The organism is Enterobacter sp. BNK-18, from assembly GCF_047456135.1.
In the GTDB taxonomy this organism is placed as follows: Bacteria; Pseudomonadota; Gammaproteobacteria; order Enterobacterales; family Enterobacteriaceae; genus Enterobacter; species Enterobacter ludwigii.
Window position 1 is genome coordinate 23,102 of sequence record NZ_CP179899.1, and the last position, 26,275, is coordinate 49,376.

Annotated in this window: 24 protein-coding genes and 1 tRNA gene; 20 read left to right on the forward strand and 5 right to left on the reverse strand. The window is 51.6% G+C overall.

Annotation, left to right across the window (positions count from 1 at the left end):
* Positions 1 to 36 precede the first annotated feature (36 nt).
* Together ACMGG3_RS00125 and fadE are read right to left on the reverse strand one after the other, a co-directional pair.
* Positions 37 to 807: an amidohydrolase gene (locus ACMGG3_RS00125; protein ID WP_014168753.1), complete on the reverse strand. Its 771-nt coding sequence runs from the start codon at positions 805 to 807 to the stop codon at positions 37 to 39.
* A 108-nt stretch (positions 808 to 915) separates the two neighbouring features.
* Positions 916 to 3,360, reverse strand: a complete 2,445-nt coding sequence (gene fadE, locus ACMGG3_RS00130; RefSeq protein ID WP_214580802.1) for an acyl-CoA dehydrogenase FadE — start codon at positions 3,358 to 3,360, stop codon at positions 916 to 918.
* A gap of 239 nt (positions 3,361 to 3,599) precedes the next feature.
* On the opposite strand from fadE, the gene lpcA reads away from it, so the two are divergent.
* Positions 3,600 to 4,178, forward strand: a complete 579-nt coding sequence (lpcA, locus tag ACMGG3_RS00135; RefSeq protein ID WP_414149465.1) for a D-sedoheptulose 7-phosphate isomerase — start codon at positions 3,600 to 3,602, stop codon at positions 4,176 to 4,178.
* A gap of 46 nt (positions 4,179 to 4,224) precedes the next feature.
* Positions 4,225 to 4,992 carry a class II glutamine amidotransferase gene (locus tag ACMGG3_RS00140; protein ID WP_014168756.1) on the forward strand — a complete coding sequence of 256 codons (768 nt, stop codon included), beginning with the start codon at positions 4,225 to 4,227 and terminating at the stop codon, positions 4,990 to 4,992.
* On the opposite strand, the gene dpaA is transcribed toward ACMGG3_RS00140, so the two are convergent.
* Positions 4,963 to 5,703, reverse strand: a complete 741-nt coding sequence (gene dpaA, locus ACMGG3_RS00145; protein WP_014168757.1) for a peptidoglycan meso-diaminopimelic acid protein amidase — start codon at positions 5,701 to 5,703, stop codon at positions 4,963 to 4,965. The genes ACMGG3_RS00140 and dpaA overlap by 30 nt on opposite strands.
* 298 nt (positions 5,704 to 6,001) lie before the next feature.
* Here dpaA and ACMGG3_RS00150 point away from each other — a divergent pair, with 298 nt between their 5' ends.
* The 8 genes from ACMGG3_RS00150 to dinB all read left to right on the forward strand — a co-directional run bounded on the left by ACMGG3_RS00150 (position 6,002) and on the right by dinB (position 13,202).
* Entirely contained in the window at positions 6,002 to 7,345 is a 1,344-nt protein-coding gene (locus ACMGG3_RS00150) for a Na(+)-translocating NADH-quinone reductase subunit A (RefSeq protein WP_414149466.1), read from the forward strand.
* A gap of 3 nt (positions 7,346 to 7,348) precedes the next feature.
* Positions 7,349 to 8,584 (forward strand): NADH:ubiquinone reductase (Na(+)-transporting) subunit B, encoded by a 1,236-nt coding sequence (locus tag ACMGG3_RS00155; RefSeq protein ID WP_020882790.1) that lies wholly within the window; start codon positions 7,349 to 7,351, stop codon positions 8,582 to 8,584.
* Positions 8,577 to 9,371 (forward strand): Na(+)-translocating NADH-quinone reductase subunit C, encoded by a 795-nt coding sequence (locus ACMGG3_RS00160; protein WP_414149467.1) that lies wholly within the window; start codon positions 8,577 to 8,579, stop codon positions 9,369 to 9,371. Before ACMGG3_RS00155 ends, ACMGG3_RS00160 begins: the two co-directional genes overlap by 8 nt.
* A complete protein-coding gene (locus ACMGG3_RS00165; protein ID WP_025205100.1) occupies positions 9,364 to 10,002 on the forward strand; it encodes an NADH:ubiquinone reductase (Na(+)-transporting) subunit D in 639 nt (212 codons plus the stop codon). The genes ACMGG3_RS00160 and ACMGG3_RS00165 overlap by 8 nt, the downstream gene beginning before the upstream one ends.
* 6 nt (positions 10,003 to 10,008) lie before the next feature.
* Positions 10,009 to 10,605: an NADH:ubiquinone reductase (Na(+)-transporting) subunit E gene (nqrE, locus tag ACMGG3_RS00170; protein WP_014168762.1), complete on the forward strand. Its 597-nt coding sequence runs from the start codon at positions 10,009 to 10,011 to the stop codon at positions 10,603 to 10,605.
* A gap of 10 nt (positions 10,606 to 10,615) precedes the next feature.
* The gene (gene nqrF / locus ACMGG3_RS00175) at positions 10,616 to 11,839 is read left to right on the forward strand and encodes an NADH:ubiquinone reductase (Na(+)-transporting) subunit F (protein ID WP_025205098.1); all 1,224 of its coding nucleotides are present in this window, start codon (positions 10,616 to 10,618) and stop codon (positions 11,837 to 11,839) included.
* Positions 11,839 to 12,042, forward strand: a complete 204-nt coding sequence (gene nqrM, locus ACMGG3_RS00180; RefSeq protein ID WP_020882787.1) for a (Na+)-NQR maturation NqrM — start codon at positions 11,839 to 11,841, stop codon at positions 12,040 to 12,042. The genes nqrF and nqrM overlap by 1 nt, the downstream gene beginning before the upstream one ends.
* A gap of 101 nt (positions 12,043 to 12,143) precedes the next feature.
* Positions 12,144 to 13,202 (forward strand): DNA polymerase IV, encoded by a 1,059-nt coding sequence (gene dinB, locus ACMGG3_RS00185; protein ID WP_014168765.1) that lies wholly within the window; start codon positions 12,144 to 12,146, stop codon positions 13,200 to 13,202.
* A gap of 54 nt (positions 13,203 to 13,256) precedes the next feature.
* Here the strand turns inward: dinB and pepD are convergent, their stop codons facing one another.
* Complete coding sequence (pepD, locus tag ACMGG3_RS00190; protein WP_193163276.1) at positions 13,257 to 14,714, reverse strand: cytosol nonspecific dipeptidase; 1,458 nt, start codon at positions 14,712 to 14,714, stop codon at positions 13,257 to 13,259.
* A gap of 260 nt (positions 14,715 to 14,974) precedes the next feature.
* Between pepD and gpt the strand changes: the two genes are divergently transcribed.
* The 3 genes from gpt (at position 14,975) to crl (ending at position 17,242) form a co-directional block, all read left to right on the forward strand.
* Entirely contained in the window at positions 14,975 to 15,433 is a 459-nt protein-coding gene (gene gpt / locus ACMGG3_RS00195; RefSeq protein WP_010427903.1) for a xanthine phosphoribosyltransferase, read from the forward strand.
* A 105-nt stretch (positions 15,434 to 15,538) separates the two neighbouring features.
* A complete protein-coding gene (gene frsA, locus ACMGG3_RS00200) occupies positions 15,539 to 16,783 on the forward strand; it encodes an esterase FrsA (RefSeq protein ID WP_014168767.1) in 1,245 nt (414 codons plus the stop codon).
* 57 nt (positions 16,784 to 16,840) lie between these two features.
* The gene (gene crl, locus ACMGG3_RS00205) at positions 16,841 to 17,242 is read left to right on the forward strand and encodes a sigma factor-binding protein Crl (RefSeq protein WP_020882784.1); all 402 of its coding nucleotides are present in this window, start codon (positions 16,841 to 16,843) and stop codon (positions 17,240 to 17,242) included.
* Positions 17,243 to 17,356: 114 nt separating this feature from the next.
* On the opposite strand, the gene phoE is transcribed toward crl, so the two are convergent.
* Positions 17,357 to 18,409: a phosphoporin PhoE gene (phoE, locus tag ACMGG3_RS00210; protein WP_014168769.1), complete on the reverse strand. Its 1,053-nt coding sequence runs from the start codon at positions 18,407 to 18,409 to the stop codon at positions 17,357 to 17,359.
* Positions 18,410 to 18,714: 305 nt separating this feature from the next.
* Here phoE and proB point away from each other — a divergent pair, with 305 nt between their 5' ends.
* The 7 genes from proB (at position 18,715) to ACMGG3_RS00245 (ending at position 25,901) form a co-directional block, all read left to right on the forward strand.
* Positions 18,715 to 19,818 carry a glutamate 5-kinase gene (gene proB, locus ACMGG3_RS00215; protein WP_020882782.1) on the forward strand — a complete coding sequence of 368 codons (1,104 nt, stop codon included), beginning with the start codon at positions 18,715 to 18,717 and terminating at the stop codon, positions 19,816 to 19,818.
* Positions 19,819 to 19,829: 11 nt separating this feature from the next.
* Positions 19,830 to 21,083, forward strand: coding sequence for a glutamate-5-semialdehyde dehydrogenase (gene proA / locus ACMGG3_RS00220; RefSeq protein ID WP_014168771.1), 1,254 nt, complete (start codon positions 19,830 to 19,832; stop codon positions 21,081 to 21,083).
* Positions 21,084 to 21,194: 111 nt separating this feature from the next.
* Positions 21,195 to 21,270 (forward strand) — tRNA-Thr (locus tag ACMGG3_RS00225).
* A 163-nt stretch (positions 21,271 to 21,433) separates the two neighbouring features.
* Positions 21,434 to 22,600 carry a tyrosine-type recombinase/integrase gene (locus ACMGG3_RS00230; RefSeq protein ID WP_414149468.1) on the forward strand — a complete coding sequence of 389 codons (1,167 nt, stop codon included), beginning with the start codon at positions 21,434 to 21,436 and terminating at the stop codon, positions 22,598 to 22,600.
* A gap of 22 nt (positions 22,601 to 22,622) precedes the next feature.
* Complete coding sequence (locus ACMGG3_RS00235) at positions 22,623 to 23,627, forward strand: ABC-three component system protein (RefSeq protein ID WP_414149469.1); 1,005 nt, start codon at positions 22,623 to 22,625, stop codon at positions 23,625 to 23,627.
* Positions 23,615 to 24,088 carry an ABC-three component system middle component 2 gene (locus tag ACMGG3_RS00240; RefSeq protein ID WP_414149470.1) on the forward strand — a complete coding sequence of 158 codons (474 nt, stop codon included), beginning with the start codon at positions 23,615 to 23,617 and terminating at the stop codon, positions 24,086 to 24,088. The genes ACMGG3_RS00235 and ACMGG3_RS00240 overlap by 13 nt, the downstream gene beginning before the upstream one ends.
* Positions 24,072 to 25,901 carry a hypothetical protein gene (locus tag ACMGG3_RS00245; RefSeq protein WP_414149471.1) on the forward strand — a complete coding sequence of 610 codons (1,830 nt, stop codon included), beginning with the start codon at positions 24,072 to 24,074 and terminating at the stop codon, positions 25,899 to 25,901. Before ACMGG3_RS00240 ends, ACMGG3_RS00245 begins: the two co-directional genes overlap by 17 nt.
* Positions 25,902 to 26,275: the final 374 nt, after the last annotated feature.

Genomic DNA, 26,275 nt, shown 5'->3' on the forward strand with positions numbered 1-26,275 from the left:
TCCCCTCCCTCTACCTGTGAGAGGGAGGGGAAACCGTTATCCAATGCTAAAGGGATCCGCATCCTGCCAGGCCGGAAACTTCTCGCGATATTCCTTCAGGGCCGTCAGTGACAACTCAGCATCAATGCGCGTTGCCTGATGCGGCTCGGCGGTGGCAATAATTTCACCCTGCGGGTTCACCACCCGGCTATCCCCCCGATAATGATGCCCGTTGCCATCGGTCCCCACGCGGTTACAGCCGACCACATACGCCTGGTTTTCAATGGCGCGTGCGACCAGCAGCGACTGCCAGTGCAGTGAGCGCGGGGCAGGCCAGTTGGCGACATACAGCGCCAGGTCGTAATCGTTGCGGTTGCGTGACCACACCGGGAAGCGCAGGTCGTAGCAAACCAGCGGCAGAATACGCCAGCCGCGCCATTCGAACACCACGCGCGCATCACCCGCTTCATAGTGATGATGTTCATCTGCCATGCGGAACAGGTGGCGTTTATCATAGAAATGCACTTTCCCTTCCGGCTCGACCAGCAGGAAGCGGTTGACCGGCCCGCGCTCGGTTTGCAGCGCAGCGCTGCCCGCAATCAGCGCATTGGTTTGCTGCGCTTTGGCGTGCATCCAGGCGACCACCTCTTGCTGTGGCATTGACTGTTGCGCCGCTTCCATGGCGAAGCCGGTAGTGAACATCTCCGGCAGGACAATCACATCACGCCCGGTAATGCCTTCCAGTTGACGATCAAAGTGGCGCAGGTTGGCAGGGCCGTCCATCCACACTAAAGGTTGCTGCAAAATCGAAATCTTCAGACCAGGCACAATTCAGACTCCTCAAACGACCACTTTTTGACACTGTAGCACGACATAAAGAGAAAATGTGGCAATAAAAAACCCCGCGCGTGGCGGGGTTTGTAGAAGCGAAACGCGTTATGCAGCTTCAGGTTTACGGACCTTCTCCGGGAGCTTTACCGGCTGTGTCGCCAGCTCATCCGGGTCGAAATCATCCACGTTAATGCTGCGCAGACGGCTCTCTTCGGCTTTCACCAGCAGAGCGGCTTCATCATTGTTGATGATCCCGCCCGTCAGGGCCTGTTTCGCCAGTTCATCCAGGCGGGTGAACGGCAGGTTTTTGCCCAGCTGTTTGCAGATCTTCTGGTGGATGGGATCGGCAGCCATCACGTCCAGCAGCGCTTCTTCCAGCAGACCAACCGGGTTATGCGGTGTTGGAGCCAGATACTGACCGCGGCCGATACGGGAACGGGTTGCGCTCGGTACCTGCAGGATCTTCGCCACTTTGTGATCCAGTTTGTCAGACGGCGCCAGATGATGACGACCGGTCGGGAAGATCACCACGCGGAGGGCACCTGCAACAAAGCGGTTCGGGAAGTTCGCCAGCAGATCGTCAATGGCCTGTTCCGCCTGATACATCGCATCCTGAACACCCCAGTGAACCAGCGGCAGATCGGCTTCCTGACGGCCTTCATCGTCGTAGCGTTTCAGGACCGCAGAGGCCAGGAAGATTTGGCTCAGCACATCACCCAGACGGGCAGAGATACGCTCGCGACGCTTCAGGCTACCGCCCAGCACCGCCATAGAAACATCTGACAGCAGAGCGAGGTTGGCGCTCAGGCGGTTAAGATGCTGGTAATAACGCTTGGTCGCATCACCGGTTGGCGTGGCGCTGGTAAGACCGCGCGTCAGACCCAGCCAGAAGCTGCGCACCTTATTACTGCCCACGTGACCGATATGTTTGAACAGCAGCTTGTCGAAGGCATCCACGTCGTTATTCTGCGCGGCGGCCATCTCTTCCAGCACATAAGGATGGCAACGGATTGCCCCCTGGCCGAAGATCATCATGCTGCGGGTCAGGATGTTTGCCCCTTCAACGGTGATGGCAATCGGTGCGCCCTGGTAGCCGCGCGCCAGGAAGTTGCCCTCGCCGAGCATAATGCCTTTACCGCCCGCGATATCCATTGCATCAATGATTGACTGCTGTGCGCGGTGGGTACAGTGATACTTCACGATAGCTGACAGCACGGCCGGTTTTTCGCCCAGCATAATGCCGTAGGTAATCAGGGAGGCGGCAGCATCCATCACGTAGGCATTGCCTGCGATACGTGCCAGCGGCTCTTCGATCCCTTCCATCTTGCCGATAGAGATTTTGAACTGACGGCGGATATGGGCGTATGCACCAATCCCCATCGCGACAGATTTCAAACCACCGGTCGAGTTCGACGGCAGGGTAATACCGCGGCCAACCGACAGACATTCCACCAGCATGCGCCAGCCCTGACCGGCCATTTTCGGACCACCGATGATGTAGTCAATCGGTACAAAGATATCCTTGCCGCGGGTTGGGCCGTTCTGGAACGGTACGTTCAGCGGGAAGTGGCGACGACCAATTTCAACGCCTGGGGTGGAGGTTGGGATCAGCGCACAGGTAATGCCCAGATCTTCTTCACCGCCCAGCAGTTTTTCCGGATCGGAGAGCTTAAAGGCCAGGCCCAGCACGGTCGCGATAGGGGCGAGCGTAATATAACGTTTGTTCCAGGTCAGGCGCATCCCCAGCACCTGTTGGCCCTGCCATTCACCCATGCAGACGACGCCGGTATCCGGGATCGCACCCGCATCTGATCCCGCTTCCGGGCTGGTCAGCGCGAAGCATGGAATTTCCTGGCCACGTGCCAGACGCGGCAGGTAGTGATCTTTCTGCTCTTCGGTACCGTAGTGTTGCAGCAGTTCACCCGGGCCTAACGAGTTCGGCACGCCAACGGTGATCGCCAGGATCCCGGAAACGCCTGCCAGTTTTTGCAGGACGCGGGCCTGAGCGTAAGCGGAAAACTCCAGACCACCGTACTCTTTCTTAATGATCATCGCGAAGAAGCGGTGTTCTTTCAGATACGCCCACAGTTCTGGTGGCAGGTCCGCCATTTCATGGGTAATCGCGAAGTCATTTGCCATGCGACACGCTTCTTCCACCGGACCATCAATAAAGGCCTGTTCTTCAGCGGTCAGACGCGGTTGCGGATAGTTGTGCAGCTTTTTCCAGTCCGGGTTGCCCTGGAACAGGTCGCCTTCCCACCAGGTGGTACCGGCATCAATCGCTTCTTTCTCCGTACGCGACATGGGCGGCATCACTTTGCGGAAGCCTTTGAACACCGGCGCGGAGATCATCGATTTACGCATCGGCGTAAAGTTAAACGGCAGAAGAATGATAGCCAGCGGGACTAAAAGCCAGATATTCCACAGGCCAGCGACGCCAAGCGCAGCCGTCCAGGCCAGCAGAACCAGACTGCTCAGGAATAAACTCACCCGGTGATAGAACAGCACACCGAGCAGAACAACGGTTGCGAGAATGCTCAAAATCATCATAAAGAAAAGCTCCCTTGCTTGTAGGAGGTCTGACCACTTGTGATGATATGGTTGTAGTTGATGTTATTTCCTTTAGCAATGTGTTTACAAAATAATTACAACCTGGTTCACATTGTTCAGGTTTAAGCCGGCACGAAAACGCAAAACGCCAGACGATTCGCATGGCTTTAGCTTCTCGCTTTTCCCGCTATCCGGTACACTCCACTGTGTTATTTCATCAATACTGAAGGATTATCCTCATGTACCAGGATCTTATTCGTAACGAACTGAACGAAGCGGCGGAAACGCTGGCTAACTTTCTGAAAGATGATGCCAATATTCACGCTATTCAGCGCGCAGCGGTCCTGCTGGCCGACAGTTTCAAGGCCGGTGGTAAAGTGCTCTCCTGTGGTAACGGTGGTTCCCACTGTGATGCGATGCACTTTGCAGAAGAGCTGACCGGGCGTTATCGTGAAAACCGTCCGGGCTACCCGGCGATTGCGATTTCCGATGTGAGCCACATTTCCTGCGTCAGTAACGATTTTGGTTATGACTATATCTTCTCTCGCTACGTTGAAGCCGTGGGCCGTGAAGGTGACGTGCTGCTGGGTATTTCGACGTCCGGAAACTCGGCTAACGTGATCAAAGCGATTGACGCAGCGCGTGAAAAAGGGATGAAAGTCATCACCCTGACCGGTAAAGATGGCGGTAAGATGGACGGTACGGCGGATATCGAAATCCGTGTTCCACACTTCGGTTATGCTGACCGCATTCAGGAAATTCACATCAAAGTGATCCACATCCTGATCCAGCTGATCGAAAAAGAGATGGTTAAGTAAGACTTCGCTGGGGGCATGATTGCCCCCGCTGTTGTGGAGGTGATGTATGTGCGAATTGCTCGGGATGAGCGCCAATGTGCCAACCGATATCTGCTTTAGCTTCACCGGGCTCGTTCAGCGCGGCGGGGGCACCGGGCCGCATAAAGACGGCTGGGGCATTACCTTCTACGAAGGCAAAGGATGTCGCACATTCAAAGATCCACAGCCCAGCTTTAATTCCCCGATTGCCAGACTGGTGCAGGACTATCCCATTAAGTCCCGCTCGGTGATTGCCCACATCCGTCAGGCAAACCGTGGGGAAGTGGCGCTGGAAAATACCCACCCGTTCACCCGCGAGCTGTGGGGCCGTCACTGGACCTACGCGCACAATGGCCAGCTCTCCGGCTACAAGTCGCTGGAGACGGGCAATTTCCGTCCGGTCGGTGAGACCGACAGCGAAAAAGCGTTTTGCTGGCTGCTGCACAAGCTGACGCAGCGTTATCCCCGCACGCCCGGCAACATGACCGCCGTCTTCAAATACATTGCGTCGCTGGCATCAGAACTGCGTGAGAAGGGCGTGTTCAACATGCTGCTGTCTGACGGGCGTTATGTGATGGCGTTCTGTTCGACCAATCTGTTCTGGATCACGCGCCGCGCGCCGTTTGGCGTCGCCAAGCTGCTCGATCAGGATGTGGAAATTGATTTTCAACGAGAGACCACACCGAATGATGTGGTCACAGTGATCGCGACCCAGCCGCTGACGGGCAACGAAACCTGGCAAAAGATTATGCCAGGCGAGTGGGTCTTATTTTGTCTCGGGGACCGAGTAGTTTGATGCCAGCTGTGGCTGGACGACTTCGTGGCTCAGCGGCTTGCTGACCACATAGCGGCCATCGACAACCGAGACAACCGGCGGCTTGTGCGTCTGCTCAAAGTAGTCGTAACCCGGTTTCAGCTGTTTCCAGAAATCCGCGTAGTAGGAATACTTGTGACGTGCCATGTTGGCATCGGTCATGCGGAACGGGTAGATGCTGACCTGAACGTTCGGCTGACCAAAGACCAGTGCGCCGGTGACAAACTGGAAAATCTCATCAATGCCGGTATCGGTCATCGCATAACAGCCGATAGACACGCATGCACCGTGGATCATCAGGTATTTGCCTTCATAACCGTGGGCACGGTCATAGGCGTTCGGGAAGCCAATGTTAATGGCTTTATAGAAGCGGCTGTCAGGTTTTAGCTGGCTACGCTGAACGTTGTAAAACCCTTCCGGACTTTTGAAATCGCCCTGACGCTGTTTTGGCCCCAGACCACCGGAGTAGTTACAAATCTTGTAACTATCAAGCAGCTGATATGTCTCGCCCATTTTTACAAACAGATCGAGTGTGCGTTCTTCCTTGAAGATTTGAATATAAACCGGTGATCCCATTAACTGCTGTTTATATTCTTTGCTGACCGGCGTGGTTGAGCTATTGCTGCTGAGCAGCCCGGCAAACGATACGCACGGAATCAGGAGCATCGCAATGAACAATGCGATTTTACGCATACTACTAGTTCCTTGATAAAACTAAGACCAAATTGCCAGGACGGCAAAAGAGACCCGAAATCAGATTATTCTGTTAGGTGCGCTCACATTAGCACCGCCATAGATTTTCGCAAGAGCCGGGCGGTGAGTTTACAAATTAGTTTTACTTTATAAACCATCAAAATCGCGTTGGCTCCAGGAACTTTGCGTAATACCTCGCACTTTAGCGCCTGCAACCGAGGTTTTGGTGCCCGAAAAATAGTGAAAATGGTACACTTCGCCCCCTCTGGATTGAAGTTCATGGAAGCTTGCTAACCACATGTTTAAAATCAGAAAAGGACTTGATCTGCCGATTGCAGGCGTGCCCGAGCCGCACGTTTCGCCTGGCGCAAGTGTCCGCCATGTCGCCATTTTGGGCGATGACTACCTGGGAATGCGTCCCTCAATGCTGGTGCAGGAAGGCGATCGCGTCATTAAAGGACAGGCGCTCTTCGAGGACAAAAAAAATCCTGGCGTTATGTTTACGGCCCCCGCGAGCGGTACCGTGGTGGCAATCAATCGCGGTGAACGTCGCGTCCTGCAGTCGGTGGTTATCCGTATTGAAGGCGACGAACAACGTGAGTTTTCCCGTTTCGACGCAGCAGATTTCGCCGCCCTGAGCCGGGAAGCCGTTCAGGCACAACTGCTGGCGTCCGGCTTGTGGACGGCGTTTCGCACGCGACCTTTCAGCAAATCGCCTGTTCCGGACACGCTTCCGGCCGCTATTTTCGTCACCGCCATTGATACCAACCCGCTCAGCGCGGACCCGGAGCCCATTATTCTGGCGCAGCGTAACGCGTTTGATGCCGGGCTAACCGTGTTAACCCGTCTGACCTCGGGGAAGGTCCACGTCTGTCAGGCGGGCGGCGGCAAACTCGGGGGCCATCCGCAGGGGCAAGTTACGTTTAATACGTTTGCAGGCCCGCACCCGGCGGGGTTAGTCGGAACGCATATCCACTTCCTGGAGCCGGTGAGCCTGACGAAACAGGTCTGGCATCTGAATTATCAGGACGTGATTGCCATTGGTAAGCTCTTTACCACCGGTGAACTGTGCCCTGAACGGGTGATCGCCCTCGGCGGGCCACAGGCAGCAAATCCACGCCTGGTGAAAACGCTGCTGGGTGCGGACATTAATGAACTGCTTGCCGGTGAAACGAAAGAGGGTGAAAACCGCCTGATTTCTGGCTCGGTGCTCAGTGGCCGTCATGCGGCTGGCGCGCAGGCGTATCTTGGGCGCTTCCACCTGCAGGTCAGTGTGGTTCTGGAAGGTCGCGAGAAAGAGCTGTTCGGCTGGGTTCTGCCGGGCGCTGAGAAGTATTCCGTGACCCGCACCACCCTTGGACACTTCCTGCGTCGCAAACTCTTTAATTTCTCGACCAGCACCCACGGCGGAGAGCGCGCCATGGTTCCGATTGGCAACTACGAGCGCGTTATGCCGCTGGATATTCTGCCAACTCTGCTGCTGCGCGATCTACTGGCCGGCGACACCGACAGTGCCCAGGCGCTGGGGTGCCTCGAGCTTGACGAAGAAGATCTGGCGCTCTGTACCTATGTCTGTCCGGGAAAATACGAATATGGACCGGTATTGCGCGAGGTGTTAACCCGCATTGAGCAGGAAGGATAACTGATGGGCTTAAAACACCTCTTTGAAAAAATAGAGCCGCACTTTACGCACGGGAAGCTCAGGAAGTACTACCCGCTGTATGAAGCAACGGCGACCATTTTCTACACGCCGGGGCTGGTCACAAAAGGGGCGGCACACGTCCGCGATGCTATCGACCTCAAACGAATGATGATTCTGGTCTGGTTTGCGGTCTTCCCGGCCATGTTCTGGGGTATGTACAACGTTGGCCTGCAGACCATTCCGGCGCTGCATCATTTATATGATGCCCCACAGCTGGCTCAGGTTATCCAGTCGGACTGGCACTACCGACTGGCTCAGACGTTGGGGGTCAGCTTTGCAGCCGATGCCGGCTGGATAAGCATGATGACGCTGGGAGCCGTATTCTTCCTGCCAATCTACATCACGGTGTTTATCGTGGGGGGCTTCTGGGAAGTGCTGTTCGCCATCATTCGCAAACATGAGATCAACGAAGGCTTCTTCGTGACGTCGATTCTGTTTGCCCTGATTGTTCCACCAACGCTGCCGCTTTGGCAGGCGGCACTGGGGATCAGTTTTGGCGTGGTGATTGCCAAGGAAATCTTCGGTGGCACCGGGCGCAACTTCCTCAACCCGGCGCTGGCCGGGCGAGCTTTCCTGTTCTTTGCGTATCCGGCGCAAATCTCTGGCGACCTGGTGTGGACGGCCGCGGATGGGTTCTCGGGTGCGACGCCGCTTTCACAGTGGGCCGCGCACGGGGGCGAAACGCTGGTTAACAACGCCACGGGTCAACCCGTGACCTGGCTGGATGCCTTTATTGGCAACATTCCCGGCTCTGTTGGGGAAGTTTCCACGCTGATGATTTTACTCGGTGGCGCCATCATTCTCTTCGGACGCGTCGCGTCGTGGCGCATTGTCGCAGGGGTAATGATTGGCATGGTGTTAACAGCCACGATGTTTAATTTCATCGGTTCCGCCACCAACCCGATGTTCTCCATGCCCTGGTACTGGCATCTGGTGCTGGGTGGGTTCGCTTTCGGCATGATGTTCATGGCCACCGATCCTGTCTCTGCGTCCTTTACCGACAAAGGTAAATGGAGCTATGGCGTGCTCATTGGTGCGATGTGTGTCCTGATTCGTGTGGTCAACCCGGCTTATCCGGAAGGGATGATGTTGGCCATTCTGTTTGCCAATCTGTTTGCGCCGCTCTTCGACTATCTGGTCGTGCGCGCCAACATTAAGCGGAGGAAAGCGCGTGGCTGAAAGCAAGAATAACGACAGCATTGGCAAAACGCTGCTGGTGGTGCTGGTCCTTTGCCTGGTCTGTTCCATTGTCGTGGCTGGCTCTGCCGTGGGATTAAAACCACGGCAACAGGAGCAGCGCGCGCTGGATAAACAACGCAACATCCTGGCTGTGGCCGGGTTAATGCAGGAAGGGATGAGTACAGACGACGTGGCTGAACTCTTCGCGGAGCGCATTTCGGCGCGTCTGGTGGATTTAAAAACCGGCCAGTTGCTGGATAAAGACCCGACGAAATTTAACCAGGCACTGGCGTTGAAAGACCCTGAGATGAGCCTGACGCTGGAGGCATCGCAAGATCCCGCTGGCATCAAGCGTCGCAGTAACCTCACCGAAATTTACCTCGTGCGCGATGAGCAGAAGCGGGTGCAGGAGGTCGTGCTGCCGATATACGGCAACGGGCTGTGGTCGATGATGTACGCCTTTGTGGCACTCGATACGGATGGTCGCACGGTGAAAGGGATTACTTATTATGACCAGGGCGAAACGCCGGGGCTCGGCGGTGAGGTTGAAAACCCTAACTGGCGCGCGCAGTTTGTCGGCAAGAAAGTGCTCGACGATAACGGCCTGCCTGCCCTGAAGGTGATGAAAGGGGCTGCGCGTCCGGGTGACGAATATGCCGTAGACGGGCTTTCCGGGGCAACGCTCACGTCAAAAGGGGTGCAGCACAGTTTTGATTTCTGGATGGGCGAGCTGGGCTTTGGTCCTTTCCTGAAAAACGTACGTGAAGGAGCGCTGAACAATGGCTGATACGGGTGAACTGAAAGAAGTCAAAAAGGTGCTCATCGGTCCGCTGCTGGCGAATAACCCTATTACCTTACAGGTGCTGGGAGTCTGTTCGGCGCTGGCGGTCACGACAAAACTGGAAACCGCGCTGGTCATGACCGTCGCGGTCACGCTGGTGACGGCATTTTCCAGCATGTTTATCTCCATGATCCGCCACCACATCCCGAATAGCGTGAGGATCATTGTGCAGATGGCGATTATCGCGTCGCTGGTGATCGTGGTCGATCAGCTACTGCGCGCTTTCGCGTATGAAACGTCAAAACAGCTCTCGGTGTTTGTCGGCCTGATTATCACCAACTGCATCGTGATGGGGCGTGCCGAAGCTTATGCGATGAAAATGCCTCCGCTGGCGAGCTTTATGGACGGGATCGGTAACGGTCTCGGTTACGGCGTTATCCTGCTGACCGTTGGGTTCCTGCGCGAGCTGATCGGCAGCGGTAAGCTGTTTGGCGTCACGGTGCTGGACACGGTACAAAACGGCGGCTGGTATCTGCCAAACGGACTCTTCCTGCTGGCCCCAAGCGCATTTTTCATTATCGGTTTGCTGATCTGGCTGATTCGTACCCTGAAGCCAGAACAGCAGGAAAAGGAGTAACCGACGATGGCTCATTACCTGAGTTTATTTGTGCGCGCGGTGTTTGTTGAAAACATGGCACTCGCGTTTTTCCTGGGCATGTGTACGTTTCTTGCCGTTTCCAAAAAGGTATCGACGGCGTTTGGTCTGGGTGTTGCGGTCACGGTGGTGCTCGGCTTATCTGTACCGATTAACAACCTGGTGTACAACTTTGTGCTGCGCGACGGTGCGCTGGTAGACGGTGTCGATCTCAGCTTCCTGAACTTCATCACCTTTATCGGTGTGATTGCGGCGCTGGTACAAATCCTGGAGATGATCCTCGACAGGTATTTCCCGTCGCTATACAACGCGCTGGGGATTTTTCTGCCGTTGATCGCGGTGAACTGCGCCATCTTTGGTGGCGTATCGTTTATGGTTCAGCGTGATTACAACTTCAGTGAATCCGTTGTGTATGGTTTCGGCTCCGGCATCGGCTGGATGCTGGCTATCGTCACCATGGCGGGGATCCGCGAAAAAATGAAATATGCCAATGTGCCTGCGGGTTTACGTGGCTTAGGGATCACCTTTATCACCACCGGGCTGATGGCGCTGGGCTTTATGTCCTTCTCCGGTGTGCAGCTATAAGGGCTAACAGATGGAAATTATTCTTGGCGTGGTGATGTTCACGCTGATTGTACTGGTGTTGTCAGGGCTGATTCTGGCGGCACGCGCGAAGCTGGTGAATTCCGGCGACGTGGTGATTGATATCAACGGTGAGCCGCAAAACCAGATCCGCACGCCGGCGGGGGATAAACTGCTCAATACGCTCTCCGGTAACGGAATCTTTGTCTCCTCAGCCTGCGGTGGCGGTGGCTCCTGCGGTCAGTGCCGCGTCACGGTGAAAGAGGGGGGAGGGGATATTCTGCCCACTGAGCTGGCGCATATCACGAAGCGTGAGGCAAAAGAGGGTTGCCGTCTGGCCTGCCAGGTCGCGGTGCGCCAGGACATGAAAATTGAGCTGCCGGAAGAGATCTTCGGGGTCAAAAAATGGGAGTGTGAAGTTATCTCTAACGATAACAAAGCGACTTTCATTAAAGAGCTGAAGCTGCGCGTGCCGGAAGGGGAAGATGTTCCGTTCCGGGCCGGGGGATACATCCAGATTGAGTGCCCGGAGCACACCGTGGCGTATACGGACTTCGACGTTCCGGATGAGTACCGTGCCGACTGGGACAAATTCAATCTTTTCCGTTTTGTGTCTGACGTTAAAGAACCGACGCTTCGCGCCTACTCAATGGCCAACTACCCGGACGAGAAGGGCATCATTATGCTCAACGTGCGTATCGCCACGCCGCCGCCGAATGTGCCTGATGCACCCCCGGGCGTGATGTCGTCGTATATCTGGTCCCTGAAACCGGGAGATAAGGTGACCATCTCCGGTCCGTTTGGCGAGTTCTTTGCTAAAGAGACCGAGGCTGAAATGGTCTTTATCGGTGGTGGCGCGGGCATGGCACCGATGCGTTCGCACATTTTTGACCAGCTCAAGCGCCTCGGGAGCAAGCGCAAAATCAGCTTCTGGTACGGGGCACGCTCGCTGCGAGAGATGTTCTATGATGATGAGTTTGAGCAGCTGGCGCGTGAAAACCCAAACTTCACCTTCCATGTGGCCCTCTCCGATCCGCAACCGGAAGATAACTGGACCGGTCACACGGGGTTCATCCACAACGTGCTTTATGAAAACTACCTCAAGCAGCATCCTGCGCCAGAGGATTGCGAATTTTACATGTGTGGGCCGCCAGTGATGAACGCTGCAGTCATTAAGATGCTAAAAGATCTGGGTGTGGAAGATGAGAACATCCTGCTGGATGACTTCGGGGGGTGATGATGCTGACGTTTCTGGCAACATTCGCGGTTTTTTTGCTTGTTGTACTCGGCATGTCTCTGGGCTGGATCATAAAGCGTAAAAGCATTCAGGGCAGCTGTGGTGGTATCTCCGCGCTCGGGATGGAAAAAGTGTGTGACTGCCCCGAACCCTGCGACGCCCGTAAAAAACGCATGGCGCGCGAGGCCCGGCGGATCCTGTAGTGAGTCCGGTGTTTTCCCTCTTCCAGGAGGAGAGGGGAAACACACTTCTCAACTCTCATTTCTTTACTGTATACTTATCCAGTGATGAGTGAGGGCTTACTATGCGCAAAATAATCCATGTCGATATGGACTGCTTTTTTGCCGCAGTGGAGATGCGTGACAATCCGGCGCTGCGGGATATACCTATTGCGATTGGCGGTAGCCGTGTCCAGCGCGGTGTGATCAGTACCGCCAACTACCCTGCGCGCAAATTTGGCGTGCGCAGCGCTATGCCAACTGCCATGGCGCTAAAGCTGTGCCCTCATCTCACACTGCTGCCCGGCCGATTTGAAGCCTACAAAGAAGCCTCCCTGCATATCCGCGAGATCTTCTCTCGCTATACCTCGCTGATTGAACCTCTGTCACTGGACGAAGCCTACCTGGATGTCACTGACAGCCTGCACTGCCACGGCTCCGCAACGTTAATGGCGCAGGAGATCCGCCGGACTATCTTCAACGAGCTCAATCTGACCGCTTCCGCGGGCGTCGCACCGGTGAAATTTCTCGCCAAAATAGCGTCTGATTTGAATAAACCCGATGGTCAGTACGTCATCACTCCGGAAGAGGTTCCGGCGTTTTTAAAAACGCTGCCGCTCGGCAAAATCCCCGGCGTGGGGAAAGTGTCTGCTGCAAAGCTGGAAAGTATGGGATTACGGACCTGTGAAGATGTACAGCGAAGCGATCTGGCCATGCTGCTTAAGCGTTTCGGTAAGTTTGGTCGCGTGCTGTGGGAGCGCAGTCAGGGAATTGATGAGCGCAGCGTGAGCAGTGAGCGGCTGCGTAAATCGGTCGGGGTTGAACGCACGCTGATGGAAGACATCCATGACTGGTCCGAGTGTGAAGTCATTATCACTGACCAACTTTATCCCGAACTGGAGCGGCGGTTAGCGAAAGTAAAACCCGACCTGCTGATTGCCCGTCAGGGCGTTAAGCTGAAGTTTAACGATTTCCAGCAGACGACGCAGGAGCATGTCTGGCCGCGACTGAATAAAGACGATCTTATCGCCACTGCGAGAAAAGCCTGGGAAGAGCGGCGGGCAGGGCGGGGAGTCAGGCTGGTGGGGTTACACGTGACGCTGCTGGACCCGCAACTGGAGCGGCAACTGGTATTGGGGTTATAGCAGGCGGATTTGTCAGCCCGGCAGGCAACGTGCTACCGGGCATCATACGGCGAATTACTTAGCAGGGATCGCTTTCAGCAGTTCAGTCAGCAGAGTCCAGTAATGACCCACGCTTTCAATATGAACCTGCTCATCCGGCGAGTGCGGACCGGTAATGGTTGGCCCGATAGACACCATGTCCATGTTCGGATACGGTTTCTTGAACAGACCACACTCCAGACCGGCGTGGATCACCTGAATGTTCGGGGTACTGTTGAACAGACGCTGGTAAGTTTCACGCACCAGCGCCATCACCGGCGAACTGGCATCCGGCTGCCAGCCTGGGTAGCTACCTTTTGCGGAGGTGTGCGCACCCGCCAGTTTACCCAGAGACTCCAGCATGCTCACCACATACTCTTTACCGCTGTCGATAAGCGAGCGGATCAGGCAGATGATCTCCGCGCTGTCATCACTCATGGTGACCACGCCCACGTTCAGGGAGGTTTCAACCACGCCTTTCGCGACGTCTGAATTACGAATTACGCCGTTTGGCGTCGCGTTCAGCAACTGAACGAAGGCGTCACGAGACGGGGAGGTCAGTGCCGCTTTGTCGGTAGTCACGGACTCCAGCACCACGGTCAGGTTCTTCTCTTTCGCTGACAGTTCGTTTTTCAGGATATCCAGGTATACGCTGGAAAGCTTTTTCAGCTCGTCAGCTTTAGCTGCGGGTACTGCCACGGTCGTGAAGGCTTCACGCGGAATGGCATTGCGCAGTGTGCCACCGTTGAAATCCACCAGACGCAGATCCAGCTCAGCCGCGTGGCCAGCCAGGAAGCGTGCCAGCAGTTTGTTGGCGTTGCCCAGACCCAGGTGAATATCACCACCGGAGTGGCCGCCTTTCAGCCCTTTCAGCGTCAGCTTGAAGGTCTGGAAACCAGCAGGGATCGCTTCGCGGGACAGTGACAGGGTCGTGATGAAATCAATCCCGCCGGCGCAGCCCATGTAGATCTCACCCTCTTCTTCAGAGTCGGTGTTGATCAGGATGTCCGCCTGCAGCCAGTTCGCCTGCAGACCGAACGCGCCGTCCATGCCTGCTTCTTCCGTCATGGTCAGCAGCACTTCCAGCGGACCGTGCTCAACGCTGTCGTCCGCCAGTACCGCCAGAGCAGACGCCATACCAATGCCGTTATCTGCACCAAGGGTCGTGCCGCGCGCTTTCACCCAGTCGCCATCGATGTAAGGCTGGATAGGGTCTTTGGTGAAGTCGTGAACGGTGTCGTTGTTTTTCTGTGGAACCATGTCCAGGTGCGCCTGCAGCACAACCGGTTTACGGTTTTCCATGCCTGCGGTCGCCGGTTTGCGGATCAGAATGTTGCCAACCTGGTCGCGTTCAGCATGCAGACCTTTTTCCTTCGCCCAGCCCATAATATGTTCGGCAAGCTGTTCTTCATGGTAGGAAGGGTGGGGAATGGAACAGATTTTGGCAAAAATATCCCACAGTGGCTGTGGAGATAATTGAGACAGTTCAGACACGATAAGTCTCCTTGTCGATGCCCTGCAAAGCGAGTTGCAGGTCACAGGGTTAGCAGGTTAATAGTTACCACAAGACAGGCTTGCGAGATGCAACTGAGAATACCACTTTCTCCGGTGGCTGGTAGCATAAAGCATGTAAAAACTCAGGCTCCGGGCGCTAAACACTGGTTTTTAGTGCGTCAGATCTCTATAATCTCGCGCAACCTATTTCCCCCTCGAACACTTTTTAAGCCGTATACAAACAGGCTGGGACACTTCACATGAGCGAAAAATACGTCGTCACCTGGGACATGTTGCAGATTCACGCACGCAAACTGGCTGCGCGTCTGATGCCTTCCGAACAGTGGAAAGGCATTATTGCCGTCAGCCGTGGCGGTCTGGTACCGGGGGCGTTGCTGGCACGTGAGCTGGGTATTCGTCATGTCGATACCGTATGCATCTCCAGCTATGACCATGACAACCAGCGTGAGCTGACCGTGCTGAAACGTGCGGAAGGCGACGGTGAAGGCTTCATCGTTATCGACGACCTGGTTGATACCGGCGGTACCGCGGTGGCTATCCGCGAAATGTATCCAAAAGCCCACTTCGTCACCATCTTCGCGAAGCCAGCAGGCCGTCCGCTGGTTGACGATTACGTGATTGATATCCCTCAGGATACCTGGATTGAACAGCCATGGGATATGGGCGTGGTATTCGTACCGCCAATCTCTGGTCGTTAATTCTCTTACGCACTTATTTAACGCCCGGTGATACCGGGCGTTGTTTTTTTTAGTCTGACGCGCGTTACAATGGTCTCTATATGACGTATTCATGGAGGCAACGTAATGACGCAGGCGAATCTCACCGAGACTCTCTTCAAACCCCGTTTCAAACATCCTGAAACGTCGACACTGGTGCGCCGGTTTAATCCGGGGACCATGCCTGCCGTCCAGTCTGCATTAGACGGTAAAAACGTGCCCCACTGGTACCGCATGATTAACCGTCTGATGTGGATCTGGCGCGGTATTGATCCCCGTGAAATCCTTGATGTGCAGGCGCGTATCGTGATGAGCGAAGCCGAGCGTACCGACAGTGAACTCTACGATACGGTCGTGGGTTATCGCGGGGGAAACTGGATCTACGAATGGTCTAAACAGGCGATGCTCTGGCAGCAAAAAGCCAGCCAGGAAGAGGACGCCACGCTCAGCGGCAAACACTGGCTGCATGCAGCCAACCTCTATGCTATTGCCGCATACCCGCATTTGAAAGGTGATGAGCTGGCCGAGCAGGCTCAGGCGCTGGCGAATCGCGCCTACGAAGAGGCCGCTCAACGCTTGCCGGGCCGGATGCGCGAACTGGAGTTTACCATCCCGGGTGGCGCGCCCGTCACCGGGTTCCTGCATATGCCAGAAGGCGAAGGCCCGTTCCCGACCGTTTTGATGTGCGGCGGGCTGGATTCACTGCAAATCGACTATTACAGCCTGTATGAGCGTTACTTCGCACCAAAAGGGATCGCGATGCTGACGCTGGATATGCCATCAATTGGCTTTTCATCCAAATGGAAACTGACTCAGGACTCGAGTCTTCTGCACCAGCATGCATTAAAAGCGCTGGAAAACATTCCATGGGTTGACCACACGCGTGTTGCTGCATTTGGCTTCCGCTTTGGCGCCAACGTCGCCGTGCGTCTGGCTTACCTTGAAGCTTCACGCCTGAAGGCCGTCGCCTGTCTCGGCCCGGTGGTGCACGCTCTGCTCAGCGATCCGACCCGGCAGGGCCGCGTGCCGGAAATGTACCTTGATGTGTTGGCCAGCCGCCTTGGCATGCATGATGCATCAGACGAAGCGCTGCGCGTTGAACTCAATCGTTACTCGCTAAAAACGCAGGGGTTGCTGGGACGGCGTTGCCCTACGCCGATGATGTCAGGGTACTGGAAAAACGATCCCTTCAGTCCCGAAGAGGAGTCACGCTTAATCACTTCGTCATCTGCGGATGGCAAATTGCTTGAGGTACCGTTCAGCCCGGTGTACCAGAATTTTGACAAAGCATTGAGAGAGATCACACGCTGGATCGCGCAGAGATTGTGTTAATAGATTGCTAAATTTTGCTGGTTTGGTAAAACAGTGGCTTCACAAAAGGAGATCGCAATGACGTTACCGAGTGGACACCCGAAAAGTAGACTGATCAAGAAGTTTATGGCTCTCGGCCCGTATATTCGAGAAGAGCAGTGTGAAGAAAATCGCTTTTTTTTCGACTGCCTGGCTGTATGCGTCAACGTGAAGCCTGCACCCGAAAAACGTGAATTCTGGGGCTGGTGGATGGAAATGGAAGCGGAAGAAAAACGTTTTACGTATAGCTACCAGTTCGGCCTGTTTAATAAAGACGGCTACTGGCAAACAGCCCCCATCAAAGACCAGGAAGTGATCGACCGCCTGGAGCATACTTTGAAAGAGTACCTCGAAAAGGCAAGAGCACTGCTGGCCACCCTGGATCTGAAGCTTGAACCCGCGGATAACTTTTCCAGCGAAGCGGTTAAGCTGACGGCGTAATCGCGATATTTCTCCCTCTCTCTTCGCGAGGGATGGGGTGAGGGCAGTAAACCCGACCCCCTCCAGGCAAAAAAAATCCCGGCATCTGCGCCGGGATTTTTTATTTCAACAATATCAGAACTGGTAGGTCATACCCAGAGCAACGATGTCATCGCTGCTCACGCCCAGTTTATTGTCGTCATCAATCTGGTTGATTTTATAATCAACAAACGCGGACATATTCTTGTTGAAATAATAGGTCGCGCCCACGTCGATGTATTTCACCAGATCTTCGTCACCCACACCTTCGATATCCTTGCCTTTAGACTGGACATAACCCAGGGACGGGCGCAGACCGAAATCGAACTGGTATTGTGCAACAACTTCAAAGTTCTGAGCCTTATTCGCAAAACCACCCGAAATTGGGGTCATATTGCGGGTTTCAGAGTACATCGCTGCCAGATAAATATCGTTAGCGTCATATTTCAGACCGGTTGCCCATGCTTCCGCTTTTTTACCTTCGCCGCGCGTCAGCAGGTTTTGTGCGTTAGTACGGTCAGAGTTGGTGTAGGCACCGCTGACGGCGAAGTCGCTGCCACCGAAGTCATAGGTCAGAGAGGTACCGAAACCGTCACCGTTCTGTTTTTTGACATCGCGGTTTTCGTTTTTGCCCTGATACTGCAGGGTCATATCCAGGCCATCAACCGCACCGAAGAAGTCGGTGTTACGGTAGGTGGCAAGACCGCTCGCACGTTTGGTCATGAAGTTATCAGTCTGGGCTGAAGAGTCACCGCCGAACTCAGGGAACATATCGGTCCAGGCTTCAACGTCGTACAGTGCGCCCAGGTTACGACCGTAATCCAGAGAGCCAATGTCTTTCAGTTTCAGACCAGCAAACGCCAGACGCGTTTTCTGTGTAGAGTCGCTTTCTGCTTTGTTACCGGCAAATTCAGCTTCCCAACGGCCATAGCCCGTCAACTGATCGTTAATCTGTGTTTCGCCTTTAAAACCGAAACGGACGTAAGTCTGGTCACCATCTTTAGTGTCATCATCGCTGATGTAGTGCATTGCTTTAACTTTGCCGTATACGTCCAGTTTATTACCGTTTTTATTATAAACTTCGGCTGCGTGTACAGATGCGGAAGCCACAACGCCCATTACCACTAATGCCAGTGTGCTCTTTTTCATTTTCGATCCTGTCTTATAAACGCGCTAAAAAAATTCGCTGGACGATAAGCTCATGCTTAAGTCCCGTGAAAAAACAGAAAGGGTTTTAACGTTACGCAATGAAACTTTTATGACAAATTAAGAATAATTTTAAAAAACTGTGATTTATTATTTCGGTAATAAAACTGTCAAATTTTGCCGCTACGCTTCCTGATCCCGCGCAACAAAGTGTTTCGCGATGTGCTAAGGCAGTTGGCAACGGGGCTGACACCTGTTAAAACGTTCGTTTGACATCATTTTCCCTTATCGTTGAACGGCAGAGAATCATGAGTGACAGCCAGACGCTGGTGGTAAAACTCGGTACCAGTGTTTTAACAGGCGGATCGCGCCGCCTTAATCGCGCCCACATTGTTGAGCTTGTACGTCAGTGCGCTCAGTTGCATGCCGCAGGGCATCGTATTGTAATTGTGACCTCCGGGGCGATTGCCGCCGGGCGTGAACACCTGGGTTACCCCGAACTCCCCGCGACGATCGCCTCGAAACAGCTGCTGGCCGCCGTGGGACAAAGCCGACTCATTCAACTCTGGGAACAGCTGTTTTCTATCTATGGCATCCACGTCGGGCAGATGCTGCTGACGCGTGCGGATATGGAAGACCGGGAGCGTTTCCTGAACGCGCGCGATACGCTGCGCGCGCTGCTGGATAACAACATCGTTCCCGTCATTAACGAAAACGATGCCGTTGCCACCGCTGAAATCAAAGTGGGTGATAATGATAACCTCTCGGCGCTGGCCGCAATTCTGGCAGGCGCTGATAAATTACTGCTCCTGACAGACCAGCAGGGGCTCTTCACCGCCGACCCGCGTTCAAATCCGGATGCTGAACTGATTACCGATGTACACGGTATCGACGATGCGCTACGCGCCATCGCAGGTGACAGCGTTTCAGGCCTCGGGACCGGCGGGATGGGGACCAAACTGCAGGCTGCCGACGTGGCATGCCGTGCCGGTATCGACACCATCATTGCCGCGGGCAGCCGTCCTGGCGTGATTGGCGACGTGATGGAAGGCATCTCCGTGGGAACCCGCTTCCACGCGCAGGCCTCCCCGCTCGAGAACCGCAAACGCTGGATCTTTGGCGCACCGCCGGCAGGCGAACTCACCGTTGATGAAGGGGCGACCGCCGCAATTCTGGAAAGAGGGAGCTCATTACTTCCTAAAGGAATTAAAAGCGTGACAGGCAACTTCTCACGTGGTGAAGTGATCCGTATCCGTAATCTCGAAGGTCGTGACATCGCCCACGGCGTAAGCCGCTACAACAGCGATGCCCTGCGCCGTATTGCGGGTCACCATTCACAGCAGATCGACGCCATTCTGGGTTATGAATATGGCCCGGTTGCCGTGCATCGTGATGACATGATTATTCGTTAAGGAGCCAGAAAATGCTGGAACAAATGGGCGCAGCCGCGAAGGCCGCCTCTTACAAACTGGCGCTCCTTTCCAGCCGCGAGAAAAACCGTGTGCTGGAAAAAATCGCTGATTATCTGGAATCGCAGTCGCAGGAGATTCTGCTCGCCAACGAGCAGGATCTGCTGGAAGCGCGTCGCAATGGCCTGAGCGAAGCAATGCTCGACCGCCTGGCGCTGACCCCGGCACGTCTGAAAGGCATCGCTGACGATGTCCGCCAGGTCTGCAATCTTGCCGATCCGGTAGGTCAGGTCATTGATGGTGGGCTGCTCGACAGCGGGCTGCGCCTTGAGCGTCGTCGCGTGCCGCTGGGCGTGATTGGCGTGATCTATGAAGCCCGTCCCAACGTTACGGTTGATGTCGCTTCCCTGTGCCTGAAGACTGGCAACGCTGCCATTCTGCGTGGCGGGAAAGAGACCTGGCGTACCAACGCCGCGACCGTAAACGTTATCCAGCAGGCGCTGGAGGAGTGCGGCCTGCCGGCAGGTGCCGTACAGGCAATCGAGAGCCCGGACCGTGCGCTGGTGAACGAGATGCTGCGCATGGACAAATACATCGACATGCTGATCCCACGCGGTGGCGCGGGCCTGCACAAGCTGTGCCGTGAGCAGTCGACCATTCCTGTGATCACGGGCGGTATCGGCGTGTGCCATATCGTGGTTGATGACAGTGCCGAGATTGAACCGGCGCTGAAGATTATCGTCAATGCCAAAACCCAGCGTCCAAGCACCTGTAATACGGTTGAAACGCTGCTGGTGCATCAGGGCATCGCCAATACCTTCCTGCCTGCTCTGAGCAAACAGATGGCCGAAAGCGGCGTGACGCTGCACGCGGATGCCAACGCGCTGGCACTGCTGAAAGACGGCCCGGCGACGGTGGTACCGGTCAAAGCGGAACAGTACGACGACGAGTTTCTGTCGCTGGATTTGAACGTGAAGGTGGTTGCGAGTCTTGACGATGCCATTGCTCACATCCGTGAACATGGTACCCAGCACTCGGATGCGATTCTGACGCGTACCCTGCGCAATGCCGACCGCTTTGTGAATGAGGTGGACTCCTCCGCCGTATACGTGAATGCCTCAACCCGCTTCACCGACGGTGGCCAGTTCGGCCTGGGCGCAGAAGTTGCTGTCAGCACGCAAAAACTGCATGCAAGAGGCCCGATGGGCCTGGAAGCACTGACCACCTACAAGTGGATCGGCTTCGGTGATGATACGATTCGTGCGTAAATAATCACGGGTGATGCAAAAATAGCCGTTTGATTCAAAAGGGCATTGACGCATCACCCGGTTAGATCTAACCTTTTGCCCCGTGGTTACGCTCGTAACCGGCCTTTCAGGGCCGATATAGCTCAGTTGGTAGAGCAGCGCATTCGTAATGCGAAGGTCGTAGGTTCGACTCCTATTATCGGCACCATTTCAACTTCCTCAAATGTCCGTATTCATCCGTAAAAACCCTGATTTATAAAGAATTTACTGCTTTTTTGTCCATGATTTTCCGTAACCATCCAGTAGAATCCGATACAGAATGTGTATAGGATTGTGTATACGTTCCTGTTCGGTCATGGATTCCTATACACATGCCTTTAAACGATATGCAGATTCGCCGCGCTAAGCCTGAAGATAAACCCTATACGCTTGGGGATGGTCAAGGCTTGTCATTGCTTATAGAACCTAATGGAAGCAAGAGCTGGCGGTTCCGCTATCGCTATGCCGGTAAACCCAAGATGATCTCGCTTGGCGTTTACCCAACGATCACCCTTGCCGATGCTCGTTCCCGTCGTGATGAAGCTCGAAAACTTGTGGCAGAAGGAAAGAACCCTAGTGAGGTTCGAAAAGAGCAAAAGCTGGCTCTGCAAACAGAGTCAGAGAACGCCTTCGAAAAGATAGCCAGAGAGTGGCATCAACTTAAATCTGCTAAATGGTCGGCAGGATATGCATCAGACATCATGGAAGCGTTTAAGAACGACATTTTTCCTTATGTCGGAACAAGGCCAGTGGGAGATATTAAACCGCTAGAGCTGCTAAACGTTCTGCGTAAAATTGAGAAACGTGGTGCGTTGGAGAAAATGCGGAAAGTGCGGCAGCGTTGCTCCGAAGTGTTTCGCTACGCAATTGCAACGGGCCGGGCGGAGTACAATCCTGCAGCTGATCTCTCCAGCGCTCTCGAAGTACATCAATCCAATCATTTCCCGTTCTTAAAAGCTGATGAGATCCCTGAGTTTCTGCGAGCCTTAGAGGGTTACACTGGGAGTAAGCTTGTCCAGATAGCTACGAAATTACTAATGATTACGGGTGTGAGAACTATCGAATTACGAGCTGCATCATGGTCAGAATTTGATCTGGATAACGCTATTTGGGAAATTCCTGCTGAAAGGATGAAAATGCGCAGGTCACATCTTGTGCCATTGTCTACTCAGGCGTTAGATTTACTCAATGAACTTAAGATCATGACAGGGAACTATCGTTATGTTTTTCCAGGGCGGAATGATCCGAACAAGCCTATGAGTGAAGCGAGTATCAATCAAGTCATCAAACGCATTGGTTATAGCGGGAAGGTGACGGGGCATGGGTTTAGACATACCTTATCGACGATACTACATGAAGAAGGCTATTCTACTGCTTGGGTTGAAATGCAGTTAGCACATACAGACAAGAACAAAATCCGTGGCACATATAACCATGCACAATATTTAGAGGATCGCAGAGATATGATGCAATGGTATGCGACCCAGTTAGGCATTTAGTTTATAGGATGGGTACTTAAATATGGCTAAAGCGCTGGCAACAATTATGACTTGGGATGATACGACTTGGGAGGAGTTCATTCATGATTGGCTTATTGAATGTCATGCCGGAGAATATTTTTCTCATGAAAGGTTAGGGGGGGCGGGGGATAAAGGTCGGGATGTTGTCGGATTTGTAACTGATCCGCATAGCAAAGAATACATCTGGCATAACTATCAGTGTAAATTTTACTCCAAAAGACTTAGTTTCTCTGACGTTGCCGATGAATTTGGGAAGCTCATCTATTTTACTAAAAACGGTGATTATCCAATACCTGAAAGATATTTTTTTGTGTCTCCCAAAGACCTATCCACCAAATTTTCTGAATTATTAAGGGATTCTTCTTTATTAAAAGCAAAGATTTTAGCTGTCTGGGATGAGTCAATAAGCAATAAAATTACATCTACAAAGGTGATTCCATTAACTAAGGATTTGGTTGAATATATAAATGATTTTAATTTTAATATTTTTCACTCGCTTCCTTTGTCTATAATTTTAAGTGAGATAACAAAGACCCCTCTATATTTTAAATATTTCAATGAAATGTTTTACGCTAGAGACTTTCCTAAATCAACACCAGAATATGATCCATTGATTGAGTCCGTCTATGTGGGGCAGTTATTAGATGTTTATTCCGAGGTTTCATCAGTAGGAAACATGGACCTAACAAATTTAATTGCGCCATTCAGCAATCATTTCAGAGGTTGTCGTGATGATTTTTATTTTGCATCCTCACTAAGTAGATACATAAGAGACTCGTTTGTTGAAGATAATTTTAAAATTCTGAAGCGTTATATTGCATCTTCTATCGAAAGTGAATTGTATAAAACACATGGAAACTCATTTGATAGGTGTAATGATATTCTAAAACAAGCTTCTCTCACTCCCATATCACATTCCATTTTATCAAAAATATGTGAAGCCCCAGATAAAAAAGGAATATGTCATCATATGATTAACGATGGTGAATTACAATGGAAAATTTGAGATTGTACAATTCTCAAGTAGAAATATCGTTGAGACTTGCCAAAATTCTTATGGCATTTAATCCGAATGGTTTGACCATTGAAAAGTTAATATGTCTAGATTTTCTAGTCCTTAATTTAAGTGATTTTATTCCTGAGCAGAGTAGCTTGCATCCTGCAATTCCTAGGCGAGATAGCCAATTGGCAATTACGAGAAAAACATTCACAGATGCGCTTGTTTTAATGAAAAAATATAAAATAGTAGAGGAGGATTATGCTAGGCATGGAATCTTGTTCTCGGTAACTGATAAAACTTTTTCGTTCATAAATTCTGTACAGAATGAGTATGTTTCAAAAATGGGGCATAATATAAACATTGCAAGAGAGACATTTGGTTCTTTAAATGAATCAGAGTTGAAAAAGCTAGTGGGATCAAAATTTGGATGTTTGGATAAGGATGGATACTATGAGTCAATACATTAAGATTAAAAAAATATTGATAACGGGTGCCATGCTTGATAATGTTTTAATTGAATTTGGATCGAAACTAACCATTATCACAGGTGGTTCAGATTCAGGGAAAACATATTTGTTTAATCTTATTCGATACCTTTTAGGTAGTGATAAGCTTGAAAATGCGGGTATAAATGAGGCTAAGGGTTATGATTCATCATTTATAGAGTTTTCTATAAATGAAAACTCATATTCTATTGAAAGAGGGTTGCATGATAACTCTGAGTATAAGCTATATTCTGGTGGGATAGATACAATTAGTCCTGCTACATTTATTCAGAAAATTGTAAAAACTGCAAAATCCAAGAATAGTTTTAATTCTATATTTTATAGCAAGTTAGGTTTCAATAAAGCTCAGGTAAGAATTAATAATAATGGTGGTGTGCAGAATTTTAATTTAAGTAATGTACTTGATTTCTTCTTTATAGATGAAATTAGAATATTAACGTCTAAATCCATGTTACTATCTGAGCAGTATGCTGAACAAATAAAAAGCAAGTCTGAATTTAAATTTTTACTAACGAAAAGGGATGATGCCTTAATCGGAGAGGAAAAACCAAATAAAAAGGCAAAGATATTTTTGAAACAACAGGTGAAAGATATAATAGATGGGTTAAATCGCGATCTAATTTTCCCAGATTTGAACTTTTTATTGATTAATGAAGCGCTACATAAAGTTGAAACGCAAATTGAAAATGCTGCAATAGAAGTGGATAATTTTCTGGAGCTTTATGAGAATAAAGTTACGGTTATTAATGAGATTAAAAATGAAATCGGATTGCTGCAAAAGAAAAGTAATTATATATCAATGCTTATTGACCGATTCACGATGCTCAAAGATTGCTATCTTTCCGACCTTCAACGAATTAATTCTATATCGCAAGCGACATTTTTCTTGGAGAATTTTGCTGAGGAGTTGTGTGATAACTGCGGACATACAATAAACCATTCGCCGGAGATAAATTATGAAGATTATTATGCTTCATGTATGGCAGAATCAGAAAAAATAAACATCCAACTGGCTGGGTTGCTTAAGTCAATCAAATCAAACGAAGATGAATTGTCATCCATTAATTTGTCAATTAAAGAAAGTGAGTTCCTGTTGAGTTTGGAAATGCCAGAGTACGAACGCTTACATGATGTTGATTTAAAGAACTCACGAAGAGTGATGGAGAAATTATATGAACATAAAGAATGCTTATCATCAGACTATTCTAAGCATCAAATTATAAGTGCTTTGGAATCCAAGGGGGATAATCTTGACCTAGACGTCTATAATTCTGATGATTTTGATGATCTGAAAGTTGATGAAATAAAGGAAGTAATAAATCAGTTAAGGTTTGTGCTCAATTCAATAAAATTCGACGGGCGCACCGATAACTCAGTGAAATTTGATGAAGATAAGTATGACTTTATCATAAATGAAAAAGAACGTTCTTTATTTGGTAAAGGTAGCCGTGCTGTTATATATGCTTGCTTTGTGATTTCGCTTGCTGATGTTTTAGCTAGGAAGGGAAATCCGCAGACAGGCTTTGTACTGTTAGATAGTCCGTTAGTTACACATTTCGATAAAAAAAGAGAAATTAAAGAATCAGAAGTTAACCCTTTAACTTTAACTGATGCATTTTATAGCTACTTAATAAATTCCAATTCAACTATTCAGGTCATACTAATTGAAAATAAAGGTCCATCCTTTACTGTAGAAAATAATGATGACATAAAGTTGATTGATCTTAACTTTGATGGCGCAACGGGAGTTTTTCCTAAAAAGAGTATAAATTAAATTACTGTTCTGGCGCGCAATGCTCTCTCTGCCACGCCTGCCCGCTTAATGAGGCGCTTTTAATGCTGGTACAAAGGTGGACTCAGGCCGCTCTGGAACTGGCGCTGGTAGGGAGTACAGGAACGGGAGAGTGCATGCAAAACGATGCACCATTTTGATGCATACTCTAACTGGGGAAAAATGATGGGATTTATGTGATTTTTTTGACCGACTACCCGCGGCAGGTTCAGCGCGTCGACAGAGGTAGATTACACTCTTCAGCGGTAGATTTTTCAAAATTATTCACCCACTAAGCAGCATCAAGCCTGTAATGCTTTCTACCGCGTTGTTCTACTCTGACCTGCTACTCTTCTCCCTCATGCCTTGCGTTTCAA

Coding starts and splice junctions, on each gene's coding strand:
- ACMGG3_RS00245 (WP_414149471.1), top strand. CDS start 24,072: ATGAGTCAATACATTAAGATTAAAAAAATATTGATAACGGGTGCCATG.
- nqrM (WP_020882787.1), top strand. CDS start 11,839: ATGATGCTGACGTTTCTGGCAACATTCGCGGTTTTTTTGCTTGTTGTA.
- ACMGG3_RS00165 (WP_025205100.1), top strand. CDS start 9,364: ATGGCTGATACGGGTGAACTGAAAGAAGTCAAAAAGGTGCTCATCGGT.
- proB (WP_020882782.1), top strand. CDS start 18,715: ATGAGTGACAGCCAGACGCTGGTGGTAAAACTCGGTACCAGTGTTTTA.
- ACMGG3_RS00240 (WP_414149470.1), top strand. CDS start 23,615: ATGGAAAATTTGAGATTGTACAATTCTCAAGTAGAAATATCGTTGAGA.
- ACMGG3_RS00230 (WP_414149468.1), top strand. CDS start 21,434: ATGCCTTTAAACGATATGCAGATTCGCCGCGCTAAGCCTGAAGATAAA.
- dpaA (WP_014168757.1), bottom strand. CDS start 5,703: ATGCGTAAAATCGCATTGTTCATTGCGATGCTCCTGATTCCGTGCGTA.
- ACMGG3_RS00235 (WP_414149469.1), top strand. CDS start 22,623: ATGGCTAAAGCGCTGGCAACAATTATGACTTGGGATGATACGACTTGG.
- proA (WP_014168771.1), top strand. CDS start 19,830: ATGCTGGAACAAATGGGCGCAGCCGCGAAGGCCGCCTCTTACAAACTG.
- nqrF (WP_025205098.1), top strand. CDS start 10,616: ATGGAAATTATTCTTGGCGTGGTGATGTTCACGCTGATTGTACTGGTG.
- gpt (WP_010427903.1), top strand. CDS start 14,975: ATGAGCGAAAAATACGTCGTCACCTGGGACATGTTGCAGATTCACGCA.
- ACMGG3_RS00150 (WP_414149466.1), top strand. CDS start 6,002: ATGTTTAAAATCAGAAAAGGACTTGATCTGCCGATTGCAGGCGTGCCC.
- dinB (WP_014168765.1), top strand. CDS start 12,144: ATGCGCAAAATAATCCATGTCGATATGGACTGCTTTTTTGCCGCAGTG.
- frsA (WP_014168767.1), top strand. CDS start 15,539: ATGACGCAGGCGAATCTCACCGAGACTCTCTTCAAACCCCGTTTCAAA.
- nqrE (WP_014168762.1), top strand. CDS start 10,009: ATGGCTCATTACCTGAGTTTATTTGTGCGCGCGGTGTTTGTTGAAAAC.
- ACMGG3_RS00140 (WP_014168756.1), top strand. CDS start 4,225: ATGTGCGAATTGCTCGGGATGAGCGCCAATGTGCCAACCGATATCTGC.
- lpcA (WP_414149465.1), top strand. CDS start 3,600: ATGTACCAGGATCTTATTCGTAACGAACTGAACGAAGCGGCGGAAACG.
- ACMGG3_RS00155 (WP_020882790.1), top strand. CDS start 7,349: ATGGGCTTAAAACACCTCTTTGAAAAAATAGAGCCGCACTTTACGCAC.
- crl (WP_020882784.1), top strand. CDS start 16,841: ATGACGTTACCGAGTGGACACCCGAAAAGTAGACTGATCAAGAAGTTT.
- phoE (WP_014168769.1), bottom strand. CDS start 18,409: ATGAAAAAGAGCACACTGGCATTAGTGGTAATGGGCGTTGTGGCTTCC.
- fadE (WP_214580802.1), bottom strand. CDS start 3,360: ATGATGATTTTGAGCATTCTCGCAACCGTTGTTCTGCTCGGTGTGCTG.